Below are 19416 nucleotides of genomic sequence, written 5' to 3' on the forward strand. Positions count from 1 at the left end.
GCGCGCGCTCCTCGAACGCGACGCGCGGCCGGGCGACGCCGTCGCGCTCGCGCCCGCCTGGGCCGAGCGGGCGCGCGAGGTCATCCCGCCCGCCCTCCCGGTGCTCGCCCGCACCGGCCGCGGCGAGGACCTCCCGGGCGTCCGGCGCGTGTGGCTCCTGTCGCTGCCCGGGGCGCCCGGCTACGACTGGCAGACCGAGCTCGGCCTCATCTCGCGCGCGGCCCGCTCCACCGCGGCCCAGCGGCTCGGCGCGCTCGAGGTGACCCGACACGAGCTCGCCTCGCCCACCCTGCCGCTCGCGTTCCTGCCGGACCGCCTCGCCCAGGCCGAGGTGTCGCTGGGCAACGCCCCGTGCGCCGCGGAAGGGAACGCGTTCTCCTGCGCGGCGACCCCTGCGTTAAGCGTCGAGCGCACGGTGCGCGAGGTGGACGGCGTCCCCCGCCCCTGCCTCTCGGCCACGATCGACGCGCCGCCCGGCGCCCCGCTCGCGCTGCGGTTCCCCGGGATCCCCATCGGCCACGCCCTCCGCGGGCACGCGGGCGCAGCCGGCGGAGGGAGCCGCGCCCTCGGGGCGCCGCTCCGGGTTGCCGTGCAGGTCGACGGCGAGGAGGTGGGCGCGGCCGAGATCTCGGGGGTGGGGTTCGCGCCCTTCGAGCTGAGCACCGGTCACCTCGCCGGCGGTCTGCACGATGTGACGCTCTTCCTCACCTCGGCGGGCGCCCCGGGCACCCTGTGCCTCGACGCGGAGACGCTCCCGTGATCCCGGCGCGCCGCCTCGCCAGGCCCGGCCCGCGAGCGGGCGCCGTCCTCGCCGCGGTCGCGACCGCCGCAGTGCTCGGCCTGCTCGCGGGGGCCCCGGGGATCTCGCGCGACGAGGCGCGCGTGCTCGGCGCCGCCGAGCGCGTCGCCGGGGCCGCGCCGCTGCCTCGGGCCGAGGCCACGGCGCCGTCGCCTCCGCTCGCGCGCGAGGCGGCCGGGCTCGCCCACGGGCTCTTCTCGCGGCTCGGCGCGTCCCACCTGCGGGCGTTCCGGCTCGGGACGGTGGCCTTCGCGGTCGTGCTCTCCGCGCTCCTCGCCCTCGCCGGTAACGCCCTCGCGGGCGCGGCCGGCGCGGTGCTCGCACCGCTCCTCTTCTGGCTCGCGCCGCGCCACCTCCACGCAGGCCTCGTCGCCACGCCCGACCTCGCGGCGGCGGCCCTCTGGCTCGCGACGGCATGGGCGTACCGGCGCGCGGACCGCGCGGCGGGCAGCGCCGAGCGGCGCGGAGCGGCGGCAGCCTCCGGGATCCTCTTCGGCGCGGCGCTCACCGCGCGCACGGACGCGTGGATCCTCCTCGCCGCGCTCGCGCTGCACGCGGTCGCCGCGCCCCGGGTCACGCCGCGCCCGGGGCCGCCGGTCGCCCTCGACGCGTCCCCTCCGCGGCGAGGCGGTCCACTCGCGCTCGCCGCGATGGTGCTCCTCGGCCCGGCGATCCTCGTCCTGGCCTGGCCCTGGCTGCGGGCGGACCTGCACGGGCGGCTCGCCGCCGCGTTCGCGCCGGGCGGCGCGGTGGACGGCGGCTGGCACCTCGCCGACGCTCCCGCTGCGGGCCTCCACGCGCTCCTCGTCACCGCGCTCACCGTGCCCGCCGCGATCCTCTGGGCCTTTGCGGGCGGGGCCCTCCATGCGACGGCGGAGGCCGTCCGCGGCGGGGCCCCAGACGCGCGCGGGGGCGGGTCTGCCGCGCGGGACGCGCTCCTGCTCTTGCTCTGCGCGGTCGCGCCGTTTGCGGCCGCCGCGGCCGGGCTCGCTCCGGGCGCGCCCGGCGTCCGCCCCTTCCTGCCGGCGATGCCGTTCCTCGCGCTGCTCGGCGCGCGCACGCTCGTCGCGGTCGCTGCAGCGGCGTGGCCGTCGCGCCGCGCGCCGCTCCTCGCGGCGCTCTCGGTGCTCGTCCTGTGGCCGGCGCTCCGCCAGGCGGTCCACGCGTTCCCGTCGGGCGCGTCCGCCTGGAACGAGCTCGCGGGCGGCGCACCCGGCGCCGCGTCACGCGGCCTCCGCCGTCAGGACGGCGGCGAGGCGGCGGCCTCCGTGCTCGAGCCGCTCAACGCCCGGGCCCGGCCCGGCGCGCGCGTCTGGTGGCCGAGCACCGCGCCGGAGGCCGTGGAGGCGTGGGTGCGGGACGGGCGGCTACGGCCGGATCTGCGCCGGGCCGACGGCCCCGAGGACGCAGACGTCGCCGTCGTCGCGCTCGACGGCGCGAGCCGCGACGACGAGTACCGGGCCTGGGCGGCGTTCCGGACGGCGCGTCCGGCCGCCGGCGCCTACCTCGACGAGGTCCCGCTCGCGCTCGTGTACGCGCGCAGCGGCGCGTGGCAGTGACGGCTCGCGCCGCTCACGCGGCGTGATACGTCTCCGCCTCGTCCGGCAGCGGCACGCGGGGGCGGACGACGATGACGGGGCACGGCGCCTCGCGCGCCACGCGCGCGGCGACCGACCCGAGGCGGCGCCCGCCCGGCGCGCTCCGCCCGCGCGCACCCAGCACGAGGAGCCCGCTGCCCCGCCGCGCGAGCCGCAGGACCTCCGTCGCAGGATCGCCCGCCACCACCTCCGTTCGAACCGGCGCGCCGACCCTCCGCTCCGCCTCGGCGCTCCAGACCCCCATGTCGCGGTGCAGGTCCACGGAGGCCATCGCGAACGCCTCCGGCTGCACCTCCCCCTCGGGGACCGGATGAACGTGGATGAGCGTCAGCTCGGCGCCGCTCCAGCGCGCGAGCTCGGCCGCCTCGACGAGCGCGAGCAGCGAGGCCTCGGAGAAGTCGATGGCGCAGCAGATGCGAGCAGCCATCGTCGTCACCTCCCTCCGCCCGGGCCGCCGCGCGCCGGCGTCCGGGCCTACGCGTAGATCTCCGCTTCAGCGGCGATGTCCCGCGCGTCACCGGGGACTCTCGCGCGCGCGACGAGCACGGGACAGGGCGCCTCGCGAAGCACGCGCTCCGCGACGGAGCCGAGGATGAACCGGCGAATCCCGGTGCGGCCGTGCGTGCCGAGCACGAGCAGATCCGGCCCGTGCTCGCGAGCCCAGCGGACGACCTCTCCCGCCGGGTCTCCGACCAGGGCCGCCGCTCCCACCGCCCGCCCGAGGAGCTTCTCCGCGTCCACGCGCCAGCCGGCGAGGGTGCGCTCCATCTCGTCGGCCGACATCCGCGCGATCTCGGCCGGAGAGACGATCACGTCGGCCGGGTTCGCGGGCGGCGGCACGTGCACGTGGACCAGCACGAGCTCCGCGCCGGTGCGGCGCGCCTGCTCCACGGCCTCGTCCAGCGCGAGGCGCGACGGGTCCGAGAAGTCCACCGCGCAGCCGATCTTCTTCCACTCGCTCATCGCCTGCCTCCTCCTCGCCTGCCTGGCGGGGTCGGCCACGACGACCCGATGGGATCGTACGCCTCCCGCGCGGACCCACGCGCGCCGCGTCGGGTCGCCCCGGTGGCAGGGACGGGCTACCCGCGGCGCGCAGCGCCGCACGCTCGCGCCGAAGCTGCGAAGCTGCGCCGCGGCGCACCCGAGCGCGCGCCGAGTCGCGCAGGTCGGAGCAGAGGAGCGGATGGCGGCGCAGGCGCGCTCGCAGCCACCCGCGCCGCCCTCGCGCTCGGTCCACACCGGAGGAGCGCTCGCCAGGCAGGCGGGCGGCGCGCACGCGCGAAGGCGCGCGACCCCCAGCGGGCGGACCCAACGTCCGGCATTGCCGGACTTCCATGGTGGCGGGAGGCTCGCAGACGTCGAGGCTCACGAGGCGGGAGGTCGCGGTGAAGCTCACGCTCAGCGTCATCGAGGCGGACCTCGGATCGGTCGGAGGCCACCTCGCACCGCCGTCGCCGGAGCTCGTCGACCCGGCGGAGCGCCACGTGCGCGAGGCTCGCAGCGAGCTCGTCGAGGACGTCCACGTGGCGCGCTCCGGCGAAGGCTTCGCGTTCCTCTCCCGGGCGGGGGCCTGAATGCCCACCGCCCCCCTGTCCGCGACGTCCCTCCGGCCGCGCGGCCTCGCGCGCGAGATGGCGTTCGAGACCACCGCCGAGCTCGAGGATCTGGAGGGACCGCTCGGGCAGGCCCGCGCGACCGAGGCGCTGCGCCTCGCCGTCTCGGTGGGCGGCGAGGGCTACAACGCCTACGTGATGGGCCCGCCCGGCGCGGGGAAGCGCACGTTCGTGATGCGCATGCTCGGGCGCGCCGCGCTCGACGCGCCCACCCCCTCGGACTGGTGCTACCTGAACGGCTTCGCCGACCCGCGCCGGCCCCGGCGCGTCGAGCTGCCGCCCGGGCGCGGGCGCGAGCTGCGCGCCGATCTGGATCGCCTGGTCGCGGAGCTCCGCGACGCCCTGCCCTCCGCGTTCGAGAGCCGCGACTACCACGCCCGCGTCCAGATCCTCGAGAAGGAGCGGGACGAGGCGCGAGAGGCGCCGATCGACGAGATCCGGCGGCGCGCCGAGGAGCGCGGCATCGCGCTGCTGCACGGGCCGATCGGGTTCGCGTTCGCGCCCGCGAACAAGGGCGAGATAATCGGGCCGGACGCGTTCCAGACCTTGCCCGAGGAGGTGCAGGAGCGCCTGCGGCGCGACATCGGGGAGCTGCAGAACCAGCTCGCCGAGGTGCTCCGGACGATGCCGGACCTCGAGCGCCGGCACCGCGAGCGCGTGAAGGAGGTGAACGACGACGTGACGGTCCGCGCGGCCGGTGCGCTCCTCCACGAGCTCCGGCGCCGCTACGCGGACGTGCCGGCGGTCCTCGAGCACCTCGACGCCGTCCAGGTGGACCTCGTCGAGCGGGTGCACGAGCTGTTCGCGGCCCTCGACGGCGCGGCCGAGCTCCCGGCCGCCCTGCGCAAGCTCCTCGCGGACACGCCCGTGCTCCGGCGGTACGTCGCGAACCTCCTCGTGGAGCACGCCGCGCACGGCGGCGCCCCCGTCGTCCACGAGGACCTCCCATCGCTCTCGAACCTCTCGGGGCACGTGGAGCACCACGTGCACATGGGCACGCTCGTCACCGACTTCACGCTCGTGCGGGCCGGCGCGCTCCACCGCGCGAACGGCGGCTACCTCGTGCTCGACGCCCGCAAGCTCCTCGTGCAGCCGTTCGCGTGGGACGCGCTCAAGCGCGCGATCCGGGCGCGCGAGATCCGGATCGACCCGGCAGAGCGGCTGCTCGGCGTGATGGGCACCTCGACGCTCGAGCCCGAGCCGATCCCGCTGCACGTGAAGATCGTGCTCCTCGGCGATCGCGTGCTCTACCAGCTCCTCTCGCTCCTCGACCCGGAGTTCTCGCAGCTCTTCAAGGTCGAGGTGGACTTCGAGGACGAGCTCCCCCGCACGCCCGAGCTCGACCGCGACTTCGCGCGGCTCGTCGCGACGATCGGCCGGCGCGAGCGGCTGCCGCCGTTCGACCGCGGCGCGGTCGAGCGGGTCCTGCAAGAGGCGACGCGCCGCGCGGGCGACTCGACCCGGATCACCGCCGACGCCGGCGCGATCCACGACCTCGTGACCGAGGCGGCGCACGCCGCAGCCGGCGAGGGTCGCGCCACCGTGACGGCCCGCGACGTGCGCGCCGCGATAGACGCGCAGGAGCGCCGCGCCGGGCGCCTCCGCGATCGCGTGGACGAGGAGATCCGCCGCGGAACGCTCCTCGTCGAGACCGCCGGCGCGCGCGTCGGGCAGGTGAACGGCCTCTCCGTCATGATGACGGGCCGGCGCGCCTTCGGTCGCCCGAGCCGGATCACGGCGCGGATGCGCCTCGGGCGGGGCGAGGTGGTGGACATCGAGCGCGAGGTCGAGCTGGGCGGGCCGATCCACTCGAAGGGCGTGCTCATCCTGGCGGGATTCCTGGGCGGGCGCTATTGCAGCGCGGCGCCGCTCGCGCTCGCGGCCACGCTCGTGTTCGAGCAGTCGTACGGAGGCGTCGAGGGCGACAGCGCCTCCTCGGCGGAGCTGTACGCGCTGCTCTCGGCCATCTCGGGCGTCCCGCTGCGCCAGTCGCTCGCGGTCACCGGCTCCGTGGACCAGATCGGCAACGTCCAGGCGGTCGGGGGCGTCACCGAGAAGGTCGAGGGCTTCTTCGAGGTGTGCCGTGCACGCGGGCTCCGCGGCGACGAGGGCGTCCTCGTGCCCGCCTCGAACGTGCCGCACCTCGTCCTCCGCGACGAGGTCCTCGCCGCCATCCAGGAGGGAAGCTTCCGGGTGTACCCCGTCGCCACGATCGACCAGGGCATCGAGCTCCTCTCGGGCCTGCCGGCCGGCGCCCCGGACGCGAGCGGCGCGTTCCCGCACGATTCGTTCAACGGCCGCGTCGCCGCCCGGCTCGCCGAGCTCGCGGCCGCGGCGCGCGCATTCGCCGCGGGGGGCGATCGAGACGGCCAGGGCGGCCGCCCCCGCTGAGCTCCCGGAGCGGCCACGCGCCGCGCGTTCCGCGACCTGGCGCGGGCCGCCGCGCCCGCGTGTGGCTGCGACGCACCGCCCGATGGCGTGCGCGCGGCCAGACGCCCAGGCTCTTCCGGAGGTCCGGCGAACGCGCGGACCGCGCGCGGCGCGGGGCCTCGGAGGCTCGCCATGTTCGACAAGGTCACCGGGCGCAGACGGTTCGCGACGCTGGTCGGCGCCGTCGCGGGTACGGCGGTCCTCGGCGGAGGCGCGAGCGCCGCCGCGGCGGTGAAGCACGCCACGGCCGACGCGCACCGCAAGCTCGCCACGGTCCCCTGGCCCTACGTCACGCTCGCCCCGGACCGCGTCGCCTCGCGCGCGTTCTCCGCGTACGCGCGGGGCCACTGCATGTTCGGCGCGTTCGACGCGCTCGTGGGCTCGGTGGCGGACGCGCTGGGCGATCCCTACGCGAGCTTCCCGTTCGACGTCATGAAGTACGGCGCCGGCGGGGTGAACGGCTGGGCGACGATCTGCGGCGCGCTGAACGGATCGGCGGCCGCGTTCGAGCTGCTCTCGAAGGAGCCGGGCCCGCTCGTGGACGCCCTGTTCGCCTGGTACGAGCGCGAGCCGCTGCCCGATCTCGTGCTCACGGCCGCTGCGCATCCGAACGTGCAGTCCATCGCGGGCTCGCCGCTCTGCCACACCTCCGTGTCCCGATGGTGCGAGGCCTCAGGGAAGAGGTCGTTCAGCGACGAGCGGAAGGAGCGTTGCGGGATCCTGACCGCGAGCGTCGCGCGCCGCGCGGCGGAGCTGCTCAACGCGCAGGCGGCGAAGCGACCGCTGCCGGTGACCTCCGCCGCCGCGGGCGCGGGCTGCGCCAGGTGTCACGAGAAGGACGGCTCCCTCGAGGACACCCGCTCGAAGATGGACTGCGAGGGGTGTCACTTCCACCTCGGCGGGGAGCACCCGGCGCTCTGACGCTCCCCCGCCTGCGCCCCCCGACCGACGGACGCGACGGGTCCGGGGGAGACGTGCTAGACCTCGTCGCTCCTGGAGAGGGTGCCGTGAGGATCCTGGCCTTCGCGATGGGACACGCGATCCGCGCCGACGACGGCGCCGGGCTCGCCGTTGCGCACGGGCTCGACGCGCTCGTGCCCGGCCTCGAGGTGCTCGAGGTGCCGGAGCTCCGCCCCGAGCACGCGGAGGCCGTCGCGACGGTCGACGGCGTGCTCTTCCTCGACGCGTCCGTGGCCGGCACGCCGGGCGACGTGCGCGCCGCCCGGCTCGTCCCGCGACCCGCCCGGGAGGCGATTCTCCACTCCCTCACGCCGGAGGAGATCCTGGGCCTCGCCCGCGCGCTCTTCGGCCACGCGCCGCCCGGCGCGCTCGTCACCATCGCCGGCCGGGACTTCGCGTTCGGCGAGGCGCTGTCGCCCGAGGTGGAGGCCGCCCTGCCGCTCGCGCGCGAGAAGGCGCGCGAGATGGCCGCCGGGTTCTAGGCGCTCACGTGAGCTGCGCATCCGCTGGCGCCGGGAGCGGCGCGGGCGTCTCGATGGCGCGGCCGTCCGCGGCGCGCCAGCCGTCGTCGCGGCGCTCGAACACGCGCCGCTGGACCGAACGGAAGGCGGCGCCGTCGAAGCTCCGCACCGACAGGACGATCCGCGGGCCGTCCACCTCGAGCCAGTTGTAGGAGTTGGGCTCGTCGCGCAGGCGGACCGAGGTGGCGGTCCCGGCGTGGAACGCGAGGATGGACCGCGCGAGCCGCTCCACGGGGTGCTCGACCTCGCCGTTCGCGAGCCGGTGCAGGTGACCGGTGAGGAGGACCTCGAGGTGGCACTCCGCGAGGGCGCGGAGCGCCCGGCCGCTCCGGCCGGCGACGCGCAGGCGCGGGCGGTCCGCCGTCGGGGCGAACGGGTGATGGGCCACGAGCACGTGCATCCGACCTGCGCCCTCCCCGCAGAAGCGGCGGCGGAGGTCCTCGATCTGCGCGACCGAGATCCGCCCCTCCTTCCACGTGAGCGACCGCGCCGTGGAGACCCCCGCCACGTAGAGCTCGTCGTCGGCGTACACCGGCGAGAGGTCCGGAGTGACGATGCGCGTGTACCGGCCGAGGGGCGAGAGGAAGCGGCGCGCGACGTCGTAGAGCGGCACGTCGTGATTCCCGGGCACCACCACCCGCGGCGCGGGGATCCGGTCGAGGAAGGCGCGCGCGGCCCGGAACTGGCCGGAGCGCGCGCGCTGGGTGAGGTCGCCGCTCACCGCGACGACCGTCGGGCGGAGCTCGGCGAGATCGGCGACGAGCGCCTCTACGACGCGCGCCTCCTCGCGCCCGAAGTGGAAGTCGGAGAGGTGGGCGATCGTCTTCACGGAGCGAGGACAGTGAGCGCGCCGGGCCGGATGCGGTAGCGGATGGGCGGCCGCTGCGAGATCACCTCGCCGTCCACCGAGACGGCGAGCCGCCGGTGGTGCGACTCGATCGCGACGCTCGCGACCTCGAGCGCCTCGACGTCGCGCCCCGGATCGACCCGGCCCACGAGGGCGCGAGCGCCGAGCCGGAGCAGGCCGAGGCGAGTGGGCGCGGTCGCCACGTACACGCCGAGCGTCCCCCGATCGAGCGCGGCGCGCCGCTGCGTCGCGACGAGCGCCGTGTCGTAGCGGTTGTTGCCGACGAAGACGAACGTCGTGCGGCGCGGGCCCGCGCCGCCGTCCCACCGGATGCGCACGGACAGGGGGCGCAGCCTCACGAGCACGCGCAGCGCCGCCCACGCCATCGCCAGCCACTTGCCGATCCACTTCCCGAGGCGGCGCCGCGTGCGCTCGCGCTCGCGGACGGCGTGCGGGTAGATCCCGATCGACGAGTTGTTCACGAAGACCCGCCCGTTCACCTCGGCGACGTCCACGCGCCGCTGCGCGCCCGACGCGATCACCCGCGCGGCCTCCTCGAGGTCCGCCGGGAGCCCGAGATCCTTGGCGAAGTGGTTCAGGGTGCCGAGCGGCAGGACTCCGAGCGGCTTCGGCGTACCGGCGAGCCCGCCCGCCACCGCGCTCACGGTGCCGTCCCCGCCCGCGGCCACCACCGCATCCACCTCTGCGTCGCTGGCGGCGGCACGGGCGGTCGCGCCGATGTCGCCCTCCGCCGCGACGACCCGTGCGTCGACGCCCGCGGCGGCGAGGGCCGCGCGCACCCGGCCGGCCACGTCCTCCGTCCCGGCGCCTCCGGCGCGCGCGTTGAGGATGACGAGGCAGCGACGCGCCGGCGAGCGGGCCGCCGCCAGCCCCGCGGGCGCTCGCACCCCCGCGCCGGGCACCTGTGCTCTGGACGTCACGATCAAAGCTAGCGCGTCACGCGCCGCGAGGCGGGCCGCCACGGGCGCCGACCCGCGCCGTCAGCGCACGGCGCGCCCGAGCGCGAGCAGGAGCTGCGCGCGCGCGCTGGAGACCGACTGCTCGGCCTGGACTCGCTGCGCCGCCGCGGAGGTCGCAGCCACCTGCGCGTCGCCGAGCTCGATGATGCTCCCCGCGCCGGCCTGGTAGCGTCCCTCGGCGAGCCTGAGTCGCTCGCGCGCGTTCACGAGCGCCTCGCCGGCCGCGTCGAGGGCGGCGCGCGCCGCCTGCACCGCCGCGCGCGCCTGCTCGACCTCGACGCGGACCTGCTGGCGGAGCGCGTCGGTCTGCGCCTCGGTCGCGGCCAGGTTCGCCTCGGCCTCGCGCGTCTGCGCCCGGGTGAGGCCCCCCTGGAAGATGGACCACCCGAGCGTCACGGTGGCGTTCCAGCCCCGGTCGAGCTCGTTGACCGCGGGCCCCACGCCGGTCACGGCGGCGCCCGCGGACAGCGTGGGGAGCCAGCCGGCCCGCGCCGCATCGCGCGACAGCACGTCCGAGCGCGCCTGGCTCCCCAGGGCCGCGAGCTCCGGCCGCGCCGCGAGCGCCTCGGCGAGCAGTGGATCGACGGGCCCCTCCTCACCGGGCACGGGCGAAAGCGCGCCGTCGCCGAGGTCGAAGTCGGCGGCGCGATCGACCCCCATCGCCTGGACGAGCTGCGCTCGGGTCACGACGTAGTCGTTCCCGGCGCGGATGAGCGCCACCTGGGCGTTGGCGCGATCCGCGCGGGCCTGGGCGAGGTCGATCGCCGGGCGTGTGCCGACCTCGACGAACGCCTCCACCTGCCGGAGGTGAGCCTCCTGGTTGGCGAGCGAGTCCTGGGAGACCTGGACCAGATCGCGGGCGGCTCGCGCGGCGAACCAGGCGGTCCGGACCTGCGCCACGATCTGCTGCTCCGTCGCGCGCGCCGTCGCCCGCTGCGCCTCGGCGCTCGCCCCCGCGGATCGCCAGCGCTCGAGCTGCTGCACGTCGACGAGCGCCTGGCGAGCGGAGGCGCCGGCGCTCCAGGTCGTCGTGCTCGTCGAGAGGCCCAGCCCGCTCGTCGAGGAGGTGCCGCCGACGGCCGAGCGCGTGCTGCCGCCGCGCCGCCCGACCTGCCCCTCGAGATCGACCTGCGGCAGGAGCGGCGCGCGCGCCTGATCCGTGCGCGCGCCGGCGGCCTCCGTCGTGGCCAGCGCCTGCCGCAGCCGCGGCTGGTGCTCGAGCGCGGCGCGCACCGCTCCGTCGAGCGAGATCACGTCGCGCGGCGCCGCTGCCGCGCCGGGAGCGCCGGATGGCGCCTGGGCGGGGGCCGCCTGCGCCTCGAGGGGCGCCTCCTGAGCGCTCGCAGGAGGAGCCAGGGTGGCCGCGACGAGCGCGAGGAGCGGGGCGAGGGCGGCGGGTCTCATTCGAACCTCAGCGCCTGGATGGGATCGAGCCGCGACGCGCGGAACGCCGGATAGAGCCCGAACCCGACGCCGACGAGCCCGCTGAACGCCACCGCCACGACCACGATGTCGGCGCGGAAGAGCACCGGCCAGCCGAAGCTGACCGCGAGCCGCCACGCCACGACGAGCCCCAGCACGACGCCGATGACGCCGCCGGCGATGGACAGCGTGAGCGCCTCGGCGAGGAACTGCAGGAGGATGTCGCGGGCGCGCGCGCCGACCGCCATCCGCACGCCGATCTCGCGTGTCCGCTCGGTGACCGACACGAGCATGATGTTCATGATCCCGATCCCGCCGACGAGGAGCGACACCGCCGCGATCGCCGCGAGGAGCGTCGTGAGCGTGCGCGCCCCCTCCTGCTGCGCGCTCGCCGCCTCCGCGAGGTTGCGGATGGAGAAGTCGTCGTCCGCCCCGGGCTGCAGGCGGTGACGGTCGCGCAGCAGCGCCCGGATCTGGGACTCCGCGCGCACCGTGTCGGCCTGGCTCGCCGCGCCGATGAACACCACCCCCGAGACGACGTTCTTGAGCCCGCCCTGGATCTTCGCCTGGTAGGTGGAGGACGGCAGGAACACCGCGTCGTCGAGGTCCTGCCCGCCCGGCGACTGCCCCTTCGCCTCGAGCACCCCGACCACCTGGAACGGAACGTTCTTCACGCGGACCTGCTGGCCGACCGGATCGGCCCCCGGCCCGAACAGCCGGTCGGCGACGGTCTTCCCGAGCACGAGCACCTTGGTGCCCGCGTCGACGTCCGAGGCGGTGAAGAGCTGCCCGCGCACGGCCGACCAGTTCCGGATGACGAAGTAGTCCGGGGTCGTGCCGTTCACGGCGGTGGTCCAGTTGAGGTCCTCGGAGATGACGGAGGCGACGGAGCGGAGGATGGGCGCCGCCCCGCGCACCGCCGGGACCTCGGTCTGGATCGCGCGGACGTCGTCCCAGGTGATCGTGGGCAGGCTGCCGAACCCGCCGAACGCGCCGCCGGAGGTCGAGGCGCCCGGGAGGATGATGAGCATGTTCGAGCCCATCGCCTCGAAGGTCTTCTGCACCCGCGCGTTCGCGCCGTCGCCGATGGCGACCATCGCGATGACCGCGGACACGCCGATGACCACGCCGAGCGTGGTCAGGAACGAGCGCATCTTCGAGCGCCGCAGCGCCCGCAGCGCGACCCGGATCGTCTGCAGGAGGTTCACGGCCCCACCCTCCCCTCCACCGCCTCGTGCGGGCCCGGCGGCGGCGGCACCGCCGGGCGCGGAGTGCGCCGCTCGTCGGAGCGGACGCGCCCGTCGCGCATGACGAGCACGCGCGCGGCGTACTCCGCGATGTCGTGCTCGTGCGTGACGAGCACCACGGTGATCCCGCCGCGCCCGAGCTCCTGCAGGAGCGCCATCACCTCCACGCTCGTGCGGGAGTCGAGGTTTCCGGTGGGCTCGTCGGCGAGCAGCACGCGCGGACGGTTGACGAGCGCGCGGGCGATGGCGACGCGCTGCTGCTGCCCGCCCGAGAGCTGGTTCGGCAGGTGGTCCGCGCGGTCGGAGAGCCCCACGCGCGCGAGCGCCTCCTTCGCGCGCGCGTGCCGCTCGGCGGTCGAGATGCCGGCGTAGAGGAGCGGCAGCTCGACGTTCTCGAGCGCGCTCGTGCGCGCGAGCAGGTTGAAGTTCTGGAACACGAAGCCGAGCGTGCGGTTGCGGATGGCGGCGAGCGCGTCGTTCGGGAGACGCGAGACGTCCTGGCCCTCTAGCAGGTAGCGACCGCGCGTCGGACGATCCAGGCAGCCGAGGAGGTTCATGAGCGTCGACTTGCCCGAGCCGGAGGCCCCCATCACCGCCACGAACTCGCCCTCCTCGACGGTGAGCGTCACGCCCTGCAGCGCGTGCACCTCGACGTCCCCCATCACGTAGGTCCGGGCGACGTCCTCGATCCGGATGAGCGAAGGTCCCGCCACGCGCGCTCCTAGAACGGCCCGCGCCGGCCGCCGCCCGGGAACCCGCCGCCCGGCGCGCCCCCGCTGCGCGCCGCCTGCGCTTCCGTCACCACCGCGTCGCCCGGCTGGACCTCGCCCTTCACGAGCTCGGTCAGCGATCCGTCGGAGACGCCGAGCACCACCGGCACCTGCACCGGACGCCCGGCACGCACGACCCAGACGCTCCGATCGCCGGCGCGCCCGCTGCCGCGCCCAGCGCCCGCGCCGCGGGTGCCGTTCGCGCCCTGCCCGGCCGCGCCGGCCGGGGTCGCCGCCCTGGCGTCCCCGCGCGCGGCGCCTCCGCTCGCCCCCTCGGCCTGGCCGAACCCCGGTGGCGCCCGGAAGCGGAGCGCCGCGTTGGGGATGCGGACCACGTCGTCCTTCTCCGCGTAGACGAAGGTCACCGTCGCCGTCATGCCCGGCTTGAGCTTCAGGTCGCCGTTCGGCACGTCCACGACCGCGTCGTAGGTGACGACGTTCTGCACCGTCTGCGGCGCGTTCCGGACCTGCCGCACCGCCCCGGAGAAGGCCTCGCCCGGATAGGCGTCCACGGTGAACGTCGCGGTCATGCCCGCTCGCAGGCGCCCCACGTCGGCCTCGGCGACGTTCGTGTCCACCTGCATCTTCGCGAGGTCCTCGGCGATGACGAAGAGCGTCGGCGCCTGGAGCGAGGCGGCGACGGTCTGGCCGACGTCCACGTTGCGCGAGATGACCACACCGTCGGTGGGCGAGGCGATCTGCGTGTAGGCGAGGTTCACCTCCGCCTGGTGGAGCGCCGCGCGCGTCTGCGCGAGCGTGCCCTGCGCGGCCTGCACGCCAGCGCGGGCGCCGTCGGCGTTGGCGCGGGCGGTGTCGAGGTCCGCCCCCGCGATGAGGTTCTTCGCGGCGAGCGCCTCCGACCGCCGGAGCTGGCGCTCCGCGTCCGCGGCCTGCGCCCGCGCCTTCGCGAGGTTCCCCTCCGCCGCGACGGTGTTCGCGCGCGCCTGCTCGACCGCCGCCTGGAAGAGCTGCGGGTCGATGCGCGCGATGACCTGGCCCTTCTTCACCGGCGTGTTGAAGTCGGCGAACAGCGCCGCGACGCGGCCCGAGACCTGGCTCCCGACCTGGACGGTGACGAGCGCCGAAAGCGTTCCGGTGGCGGTGACCTTGGCCACGATGCGGCCGCGGTCCACCCGCGCCGTCTCGAGCTTGGGCTCGGCGTCCGCGGCCCCCGCTCTCCAGCGCCAGATCCCGCCCGCGGCGACGAGGACCGCGAGCGCGGCGGCGATGAGGATGAGGGTCTTGCGGCTCATTTCTGCTCCCTGGAGCCGGCCCCCGACGCCGCCCCGGAACGTGAACCCGCGACGCCCCGGAACGTTACGCCGCTCGTGCGCGAGGCACGCGGGCGCGGCCTCGGCCGCTTGGGGCCGCGGCGCGGCGACGCCACCCCTGCGGCCGTCCGGACGGCCGCCCGGCCTTCGAGTACAGGTGAGAGACGCTAGTCACCCGCGAGGCTAGTCACCTGCGAGCAGGCGCGGCCACCAGCGGAAGGCGCACCCGTCCGCCGCGGACTGCTGCACCACCGTGCCGTCCCAGCCCTGGTCCACGCTGCCGGTGACGCAACTCGAGCCGTCCTCGTGGAGCGTGACCCGCCCGCACAGGCGCCCGGTGGGCGACACGAGATCGATGCGCTGCGTGCAGTCCGGAGCGCTCCGACCGGCGGGCTCGAGCGCCGCGTAGCCGCGGTTCCCGCGCGTGAACCGGAACGTCCAGCCGGTGCGAGAGGCGAGCCACGCGGGCGGGTCCTCGCGTGCGAAGGAGAGGTGCGCGAGGCGCAGGGTGTACGCGCCGTTCTCGACGAGCACGAGCGAGCCGTCGAGGAGCGGCCGGAAATATCGAGGCTCCTCCCGGCCCGACAGCCAGCGCATGGCCTCGATGCCGTCGTCGGACACGGAGGTGGTCCCGTCGGGCGCGACCCACTGCAAGAAGGCTCCGGCGTTGTACGACCAGGTGAGCGCCTCGCCGCGGTTCGACACGCCGCCGGCGATGAGGTTCATGCGCCCGTCGCCTCCGCGCGACACCCAGTCGCCCGAGGCGGAGACGCGTGTCAGGTTGGTCCAGAAGCTCGGGTTGCTCCAGAACTCCCGCCACTCGACGAAGAGGGCTCCTCCGCCGGCGGGGTCCTGCTGCAGATCCCACCGGGCGGCAGCGACCCATTCGTCGTGGTACGTGACCTCGACCGTCCGGAGCAGGAGTCCCGAGGGTGAGAACGTCAGCACGGCGACGCCCTCGATCCCGCTCTGCTGCCTCGGGATCGTCACCGCCCCCTGCCAGCCTGAAGGCTGGGTGTAGAGCGGCCACGCGCTGAACGCCGAGCGCGGCGTGCCGTCCGCGGTGAACGCCCGCCACGCGCCGTTGCCGGCGCCGTCGCGCGCGCCGAGCGCGACCGCGCCGGTGCCGTCGGAGGTGCCTGTGAAGCAGGCGAAGCCGGCGGGCGGCACGAGCGTCGCGCGAACCGGCTCCGGCGCGGACGCGGGCACGAGGCCCTCGCATTCGGCGGCCGAGTCGAGCCGCTCGAACGTGACGGTGGGGGTTGGCGTCGGCGTCGGCGTCGGCGTCGGCGTGGGGGTGGGGGTGGGCTCCGGCGTGGGCGTCGGAGTCGGCTCCGGGGTCGGCGTCGGAGTCGGGGTGGGCTCCGGGGTCGGCGTCGGCTCGGGGGTCGTCGTGGGGCTCTTGTCGCCCCCGGACCCGCACGCCGCGCACAGCACGAGCAGGACGGCGAAGACGCGCAGCAGCATGTGCCACCTCCTCGCTGCGCAGAAGTCTCGCGCGTTCGCGTGAAGCCGTCACGCGGCGAGCGCTCGCAACGGCTACGTCCTCTCGACGGCGCTGCGCCGGCCGGGTTCACCCTGAGGCGAGTCGAATCTTGCACGCTGCGTGCACCCCTTCGGCGGCCTCCGGCGAGGACCCACGCCGCCGTGACGCCGCAGCTCGTGCGTGCCGCGAGCGCCGGGGAGCGGGCGCACCCCGACCCCCGGAGCGCCCACGCCTGCGCTCGTCCGGGCGCTCGAGCGAGCTCGCCCGCCGGGCGCCAGCCGCGTCGCCGCGCCTCGCCGGGATGGCGTGACTAGCCTCTGGCGAAGGCGCGGCCCTCTCCTCCACCCGCGCCCGCAAAGGAGGCACTCATGGCATCGGCGATGCCGGTGATCTCGAGCTGCGAGGTGTCGAGCTGCTTCTACAACGCAGGCAAGATGTGCCACGCGCCCGCCATCAACGTCGGGAGCGACCACGCCGCCTGCGATGCGTTCATGGCGGACGGAAAGGGGCGCCACAGCGCCCGCAAGGACGTCGGGACCGTGGGCGCCTGCCACATCGAGGAGTGCCGCTTCAACGACGCGATGACGTGCGCCGCGTCGGCGATCGTGGTGCTGGGCCACAGCGGGCACGCGGACTGCGGCACCTACCAGCACCGCTGAGCGGCGCCCTGCCGGGTCCTCCCGGACGCAAGCGCCCGGACGTGCCACCGAGCCGTCGTCCGCTTCCGTGCTAGGATGCCGCCGCCGCTTGACTAAAGCGGCGGCGGTCTTATGAAAAGGACTGTCAGTTCGCAGATTTGGGGGCGAACTGGTTTCGACGGAGGACGGAAGGCGACTGGTGCGCGCCGTGGTTGGTCAGCAGGCCACGTAAAAAGCCGACCAAGCAGAAACGCGAACGAGCCCATGGCTCTCGCGGCCTAACTAAAGGCCGTGCGTTCCCCCGGAAGCGCCGGGTACCGGGTGTGAACGTCAGCTCCGGCTGGATCTGGGTGGGAGGCGAGCCGCCTTACCGAGATCGAGATCAAAGGGCGAGAACGTGAGCGGTTGCAGGCCCGGAGGTTGCCGTTCACGTATTCACTCCGGGATACGCGCGTAGGACCTGTCACTGGAAGTCTTTCGGACCCGGGTTCGATTCCCGGCGCCTCCACTTCAGAACCCCGCGATGCCGCGGGGTTTTTCATTTCCGCTCCACACCTGCTCCACACTGCGGCACCGCGAGCCACGCAACGCGTTCACCTGCGCAGCTCACGTCAGGGGATCGCTCACCCTCGGAATCCATGGAGAACTTGCGCGAGGTGTTCCGCGCGCGAACCTACCCCGGGTAGCCACCTGCTCCGAACGATGGCCTCGTGCATCTCTGGTTCTACGTGGAGAACTGGAACGCCCGAATGAAGTACGCCCGAATGAAGTTCACCGTACGCGAGTGCTCGCTGGAGTGGGCATGACGCGAATCGAGCTACTTGAAGCCCTTCTCGCCGCCAGAACTCCGCTCGCGCCTCTTGCGGAAGGGCTCGCGCGGTTCGGCTGGGACAGCCCTCCCCTGGTCGTGCTCCGGCGGGCGCACGTTGTCTCCGTACTTCAACGATTCCTCTCCGGCGAACTTGGAGGTAGCGACGTTCGTGAGTGGGCCGAACTCATCGAGGTACGTGATGACATCGAGTTCGAGCCGGTGGACCATGAGGTGCTCCGAGACGCCCTTTTCACGCTCGCCACGCCCGACGCTCAAGGTCAACTCGACGCGGGACTGGTGGCGTCCCTCATCGGGCAAATGACGGGCAAACCGTGAGCCTTCGGGTTCCGATGGGCGACCTCTCCGAAATCGGTCTCGACACGAACTGCCTCACGTACCTCCTCAGCGCGCTTGAAGGCGTCGCAGCACCGACCGATGCCCTCGCGGAGCAGAAGCTCGCACTCGTTCGGCTGTACCTCTACACGCCGGGGACGGTCCCCCAACGGCGACCTCGCCATGATGGCGAGCAGGTCGGCATTGAGTTCCTCGCGGGCAGCGCGGGACGCCTTCAACACCTCGGCCGAGAACTCTCTTGCCGCTTCGACGGCAGCCCAGTCCGCCGCTGCCCGCCCCGCTTCGTTCCATCCGGAGGCGACACGCTCCGCGCTTCCCGTTCCGGCTAACGTCCTACCAACGATTTGGTGCATCTGGATGGCGGCGCCGAGGAGCTCCCGGTGGTCATCAAGCAGGCGGCGCTCACGCTCATGCGGCGCTCCATCCGGAACTGCGAGTACAGGAGCACGCCACCGACGACGGCCCCGGAGAACAAACCGGCGATGGCCTGCGTCCCGATGTCATAGACCCACTTCGTCACGCGCCTGCCCTCCCTACACCAAGTTGGCGTCCGAGCCAGAGTCACGCCTCGCGCAACCACCTCGCGCCCGCCGCGTCGATTTCGAGGTACGACTCCCGCGAGATGGTGGTCCACGGGGTCGTCGAGGTGTCGTACTCGACAACCTCCCAGCAGCGACCGCACGTCACCCAGGAAGTGCACGGCGCGAGGTTTGGTGGCTTCCCGTACGGCGTCAGCGCAAACCGCCGCAGTTCGGCGAGCGCGTCTGCGAGCGAATCGTACTCAGCCGGTTGAGGTTCGGCGTGGAGGTCATCCTCGATGCGAAACATAGGCTTTGAGGTTTCTCGCACTCAGGGGTGCTTCTGTGTTTCTCCGTTCCTCCGGAGGCGTGGGCTGAGTTGAACGCGCGCTACGACGTGCAGATTCGCACGCGCTGCAGGTCAGGGTTCAACGGTGAGTGCGCGTTCCGTCAACGTCGATCCCGCAGATGGGAGGAGCGCCTGCGTCACACGAGCGCGGCGGCTTGCGTTTGCTCATCGGCAAACCTTCCCGGCCGGCACCGCCACAGTGGGAGCGCAGCAGGGCTGCTCGGACGCTGCGGTCGTCAGCGCGGCCGCAGCAAGCAGGCCGGCCCGGATGATGAGAGCGGCGGGTATCGTCTCGTGTGTCCGCCCGTCGACGGTTACGGTCCTGCACTCGTTCGGGCCGCAAACGTCACAGCACGGGCTCTGACCGGCCGTCGCCCCCAGCCAGTCCTCGATGGAGCGCCCGCCGATCAAGATGCGGTTCGACTCTAGCGGCTCGCGCTTGAAATCCTGGAGCCCGATTTCGGCCTCGTCGAGGACGATCTCGATTCCGAGCGGCTCGAGTGCCCGACCGAGGACTCCAGCCGCCTTTCGCACTTCGTCGCCCGTGCCTCCGCAGCGCGGGCAGGTCTCCCCTGCCGCGACCAGCCGCTGCCACCGGATCGTCAGGGTCTTCATCGGTCCCGCCCCTCTTCTAGAGTCACCGCGCTGAGGAGCCACCTCACGATCAGGATACCGCGAGCACCGACGCCGACGAACGTGGCGGTGAGCCGCGGCCGGAGTGGGAATACAGGCAGACCACGGCGATCATGAAGGCGGTCCCGAGCACCGCGCTTTCCGAGAACGCTTCGACTCGGCGCCAGCT

The 19416-nt window shown here is 74.5% G+C and carries 20 protein-coding genes and 1 other RNA gene; 10 read left to right on the forward strand and 11 right to left on the reverse strand.

The annotated features are described in order from the left end of the window. Positions 1-760 (forward strand): hypothetical protein (locus MNZ39_RS11195; protein ID WP_242338414.1); only part of this gene is annotated, 760 nt, incomplete at its 5' end. After that, positions 757-2358 (forward strand): glycosyltransferase family 39 protein, encoded by a 1602-nt coding sequence (locus tag MNZ39_RS11200; RefSeq protein ID WP_242338416.1) that lies wholly within the window; start codon positions 757-759, stop codon positions 2356-2358. The genes MNZ39_RS11195 and MNZ39_RS11200, both read left to right, overlap by 4 nt. Positions 2359-2371: 13 nt before the next feature. Here MNZ39_RS11200 and MNZ39_RS11205 read toward each other — a convergent pair whose 3' ends face one another. Next, the gene (locus MNZ39_RS11205) at positions 2372-2824 is read right to left on the reverse strand and encodes a universal stress protein (RefSeq protein ID WP_242338418.1); all 453 of its coding nucleotides are present in this window, start codon (positions 2822-2824) and stop codon (positions 2372-2374) included. A 47-nt stretch (positions 2825-2871) separates the two neighbouring features. Beyond that, positions 2872-3360 carry a universal stress protein gene (locus tag MNZ39_RS11210; RefSeq protein ID WP_242338420.1) on the reverse strand — a complete coding sequence of 163 codons (489 nt, stop codon included), beginning with the start codon at positions 3358-3360 and terminating at the stop codon, positions 2872-2874. Between the two features lie 422 nt (positions 3361-3782). Between MNZ39_RS11210 and MNZ39_RS11215 the strand changes: the two genes are divergently transcribed. The 4 genes from MNZ39_RS11215 (at position 3783) to MNZ39_RS11230 (ending at position 7882) form a co-directional block, all read left to right on the forward strand. Next, on the forward strand, positions 3783-3971 hold the full coding sequence (locus tag MNZ39_RS11215) for a fructose 1,6-bisphosphatase (protein WP_242338422.1): 189 nt from the start codon (positions 3783-3785) through the stop codon (positions 3969-3971). Continuing rightward, positions 3972-6401 carry a Lon protease family protein gene (locus tag MNZ39_RS11220; protein ID WP_242338423.1) on the forward strand — a complete coding sequence of 810 codons (2430 nt, stop codon included), beginning with the start codon at positions 3972-3974 and terminating at the stop codon, positions 6399-6401. It begins immediately after the preceding gene. Between the two features lie 171 nt (positions 6402-6572). Further along, positions 6573-7361 carry a C-GCAxxG-C-C family protein gene (locus tag MNZ39_RS11225; RefSeq protein WP_242338425.1) on the forward strand — a complete coding sequence of 263 codons (789 nt, stop codon included), beginning with the start codon at positions 6573-6575 and terminating at the stop codon, positions 7359-7361. An 86-nt stretch (positions 7362-7447) separates the two neighbouring features. Further along, positions 7448-7882: a hydrogenase maturation protease gene (locus tag MNZ39_RS11230; protein ID WP_242338427.1), complete on the forward strand. Its 435-nt coding sequence runs from the start codon at positions 7448-7450 to the stop codon at positions 7880-7882. Between the two features lie 4 nt (positions 7883-7886). On the opposite strand, the gene MNZ39_RS11235 is transcribed toward MNZ39_RS11230, so the two are convergent. The 7 genes from MNZ39_RS11235 to MNZ39_RS11265 form a co-directional block, all read right to left on the reverse strand. Then, positions 7887-8750: a metallophosphoesterase gene (locus MNZ39_RS11235; protein ID WP_242338429.1), complete on the reverse strand. Its 864-nt coding sequence runs from the start codon at positions 8748-8750 to the stop codon at positions 7887-7889. Then, positions 8747-9709, reverse strand: coding sequence for a diacylglycerol kinase family protein (locus tag MNZ39_RS11240; protein WP_242338431.1), 963 nt, complete (start codon positions 9707-9709; stop codon positions 8747-8749). The genes MNZ39_RS11235 and MNZ39_RS11240 overlap by 4 nt, the downstream gene beginning before the upstream one ends. A 60-nt stretch (positions 9710-9769) precedes the next feature. Next, entirely contained in the window at positions 9770-11152 is a 1383-nt protein-coding gene (locus MNZ39_RS11245) for a TolC family protein (RefSeq protein WP_242338433.1), read from the reverse strand. Continuing rightward, positions 11149-12378, reverse strand: coding sequence for an ABC transporter permease (locus MNZ39_RS11250; protein WP_242338435.1), 1230 nt, complete (start codon positions 12376-12378; stop codon positions 11149-11151). The genes MNZ39_RS11245 and MNZ39_RS11250 overlap by 4 nt, the downstream gene beginning before the upstream one ends. Then, on the reverse strand, positions 12375-13130 hold the full coding sequence (locus MNZ39_RS11255) for an ABC transporter ATP-binding protein (RefSeq protein ID WP_308197192.1): 756 nt from the start codon (positions 13128-13130) through the stop codon (positions 12375-12377). The genes MNZ39_RS11250 and MNZ39_RS11255 overlap by 4 nt, the downstream gene beginning before the upstream one ends. Before the next feature lie 8 nt (positions 13131-13138). Beyond that, positions 13139-14440, reverse strand: a complete 1302-nt coding sequence (locus MNZ39_RS11260) for an efflux RND transporter periplasmic adaptor subunit (RefSeq protein WP_242338437.1) — start codon at positions 14438-14440, stop codon at positions 13139-13141. 201 nt (positions 14441-14641) lie between these two features. Beyond that, positions 14642-15925 (reverse strand): hypothetical protein, encoded by a 1284-nt coding sequence (locus MNZ39_RS11265; protein ID WP_242338439.1) that lies wholly within the window; start codon positions 15923-15925, stop codon positions 14642-14644. Positions 15926-16312: 387 nt separating this feature from the next. On the opposite strand from MNZ39_RS11265, the gene MNZ39_RS11270 reads away from it, so the two are divergent. The 4 genes from MNZ39_RS11270 (at position 16313) to MNZ39_RS11285 (ending at position 18253) form a co-directional block, all read left to right on the forward strand. Then, a complete protein-coding gene (locus MNZ39_RS11270) occupies positions 16313-16603 on the forward strand; it encodes a DUF1540 domain-containing protein (RefSeq protein WP_242338441.1) in 291 nt (96 codons plus the stop codon). A 139-nt stretch (positions 16604-16742) separates the two neighbouring features. Then, positions 16743-17093: a transfer-messenger RNA gene (gene ssrA / locus MNZ39_RS11275) on the forward strand. Between the two features lie 291 nt (positions 17094-17384). Next, positions 17385-17729, forward strand: a complete 345-nt coding sequence (locus MNZ39_RS11280) for a hypothetical protein (RefSeq protein WP_242338443.1) — start codon at positions 17385-17387, stop codon at positions 17727-17729. A gap of 365 nt (positions 17730-18094) precedes the next feature. Then, a complete protein-coding gene (locus MNZ39_RS11285) occupies positions 18095-18253 on the forward strand; it encodes a hypothetical protein (RefSeq protein WP_242338445.1) in 159 nt (52 codons plus the stop codon). Positions 18254-18308: 55 nt separating this feature from the next. Here MNZ39_RS11285 and MNZ39_RS11290 read toward each other — a convergent pair whose 3' ends face one another. Together MNZ39_RS11290 and MNZ39_RS11295 are read right to left on the reverse strand one after the other, a co-directional pair. Further along, a complete protein-coding gene (locus MNZ39_RS11290) occupies positions 18309-18575 on the reverse strand; it encodes a hypothetical protein (RefSeq protein ID WP_242338447.1) in 267 nt (88 codons plus the stop codon). A gap of 204 nt (positions 18576-18779) precedes the next feature. Further along, positions 18780-19229, reverse strand: coding sequence for a DUF2703 domain-containing protein (locus MNZ39_RS11295; RefSeq protein WP_242338448.1), 450 nt, complete (start codon positions 19227-19229; stop codon positions 18780-18782). Positions 19230-19416 lie beyond the last annotated feature (187 nt).

The organism is Anaeromyxobacter sp. SG66 (assembly GCF_022690805.1).
Lineage (GTDB): Bacteria > Myxococcota > Myxococcia > Myxococcales > Anaeromyxobacteraceae > Anaeromyxobacter > Anaeromyxobacter soli.

What these genes read in the sequence shown, in the direction of transcription:
- MNZ39_RS11205 (WP_242338418.1), bottom strand. Translation starts at nt 2,824, where the DNA reads ATGGCTGCTCGCATCTGCTGCGCCATCGACTTCTCCGAGGCCTCGCTG.
- MNZ39_RS11210 (WP_242338420.1), bottom strand. Translation starts at nt 3,360, where the DNA reads ATGAGCGAGTGGAAGAAGATCGGCTGCGCGGTGGACTTCTCGGACCCG.
- MNZ39_RS11220 (WP_242338423.1), top strand. Translation starts at nt 3,972, where the DNA reads ATGCCCACCGCCCCCCTGTCCGCGACGTCCCTCCGGCCGCGCGGCCTC.
- MNZ39_RS11225 (WP_242338425.1), top strand. Translation starts at nt 6,573, where the DNA reads ATGTTCGACAAGGTCACCGGGCGCAGACGGTTCGCGACGCTGGTCGGC.
- MNZ39_RS11245 (WP_242338433.1), bottom strand. Translation starts at nt 11,152, where the DNA reads ATGAGACCCGCCGCCCTCGCCCCGCTCCTCGCGCTCGTCGCGGCCACC.
- MNZ39_RS11260 (WP_242338437.1), bottom strand. Translation starts at nt 14,440, where the DNA reads ATGAGCCGCAAGACCCTCATCCTCATCGCCGCCGCGCTCGCGGTCCTC.
- MNZ39_RS11265 (WP_242338439.1), bottom strand. Translation starts at nt 15,925, where the DNA reads ATGCTGCTGCGCGTCTTCGCCGTCCTGCTCGTGCTGTGCGCGGCGTGC.
- MNZ39_RS11270 (WP_242338441.1), top strand. Translation starts at nt 16,313, where the DNA reads ATGGCATCGGCGATGCCGGTGATCTCGAGCTGCGAGGTGTCGAGCTGC.
- MNZ39_RS11280 (WP_242338443.1), top strand. Translation starts at nt 17,385, where the DNA reads ATGACGCGAATCGAGCTACTTGAAGCCCTTCTCGCCGCCAGAACTCCG.
- MNZ39_RS11290 (WP_242338447.1), bottom strand. Translation starts at nt 18,575, where the DNA reads ATGTTTCGCATCGAGGATGACCTCCACGCCGAACCTCAACCGGCTGAG.
- MNZ39_RS11295 (WP_242338448.1), bottom strand. Translation starts at nt 19,229, where the DNA reads ATGAAGACCCTGACGATCCGGTGGCAGCGGCTGGTCGCGGCAGGGGAG.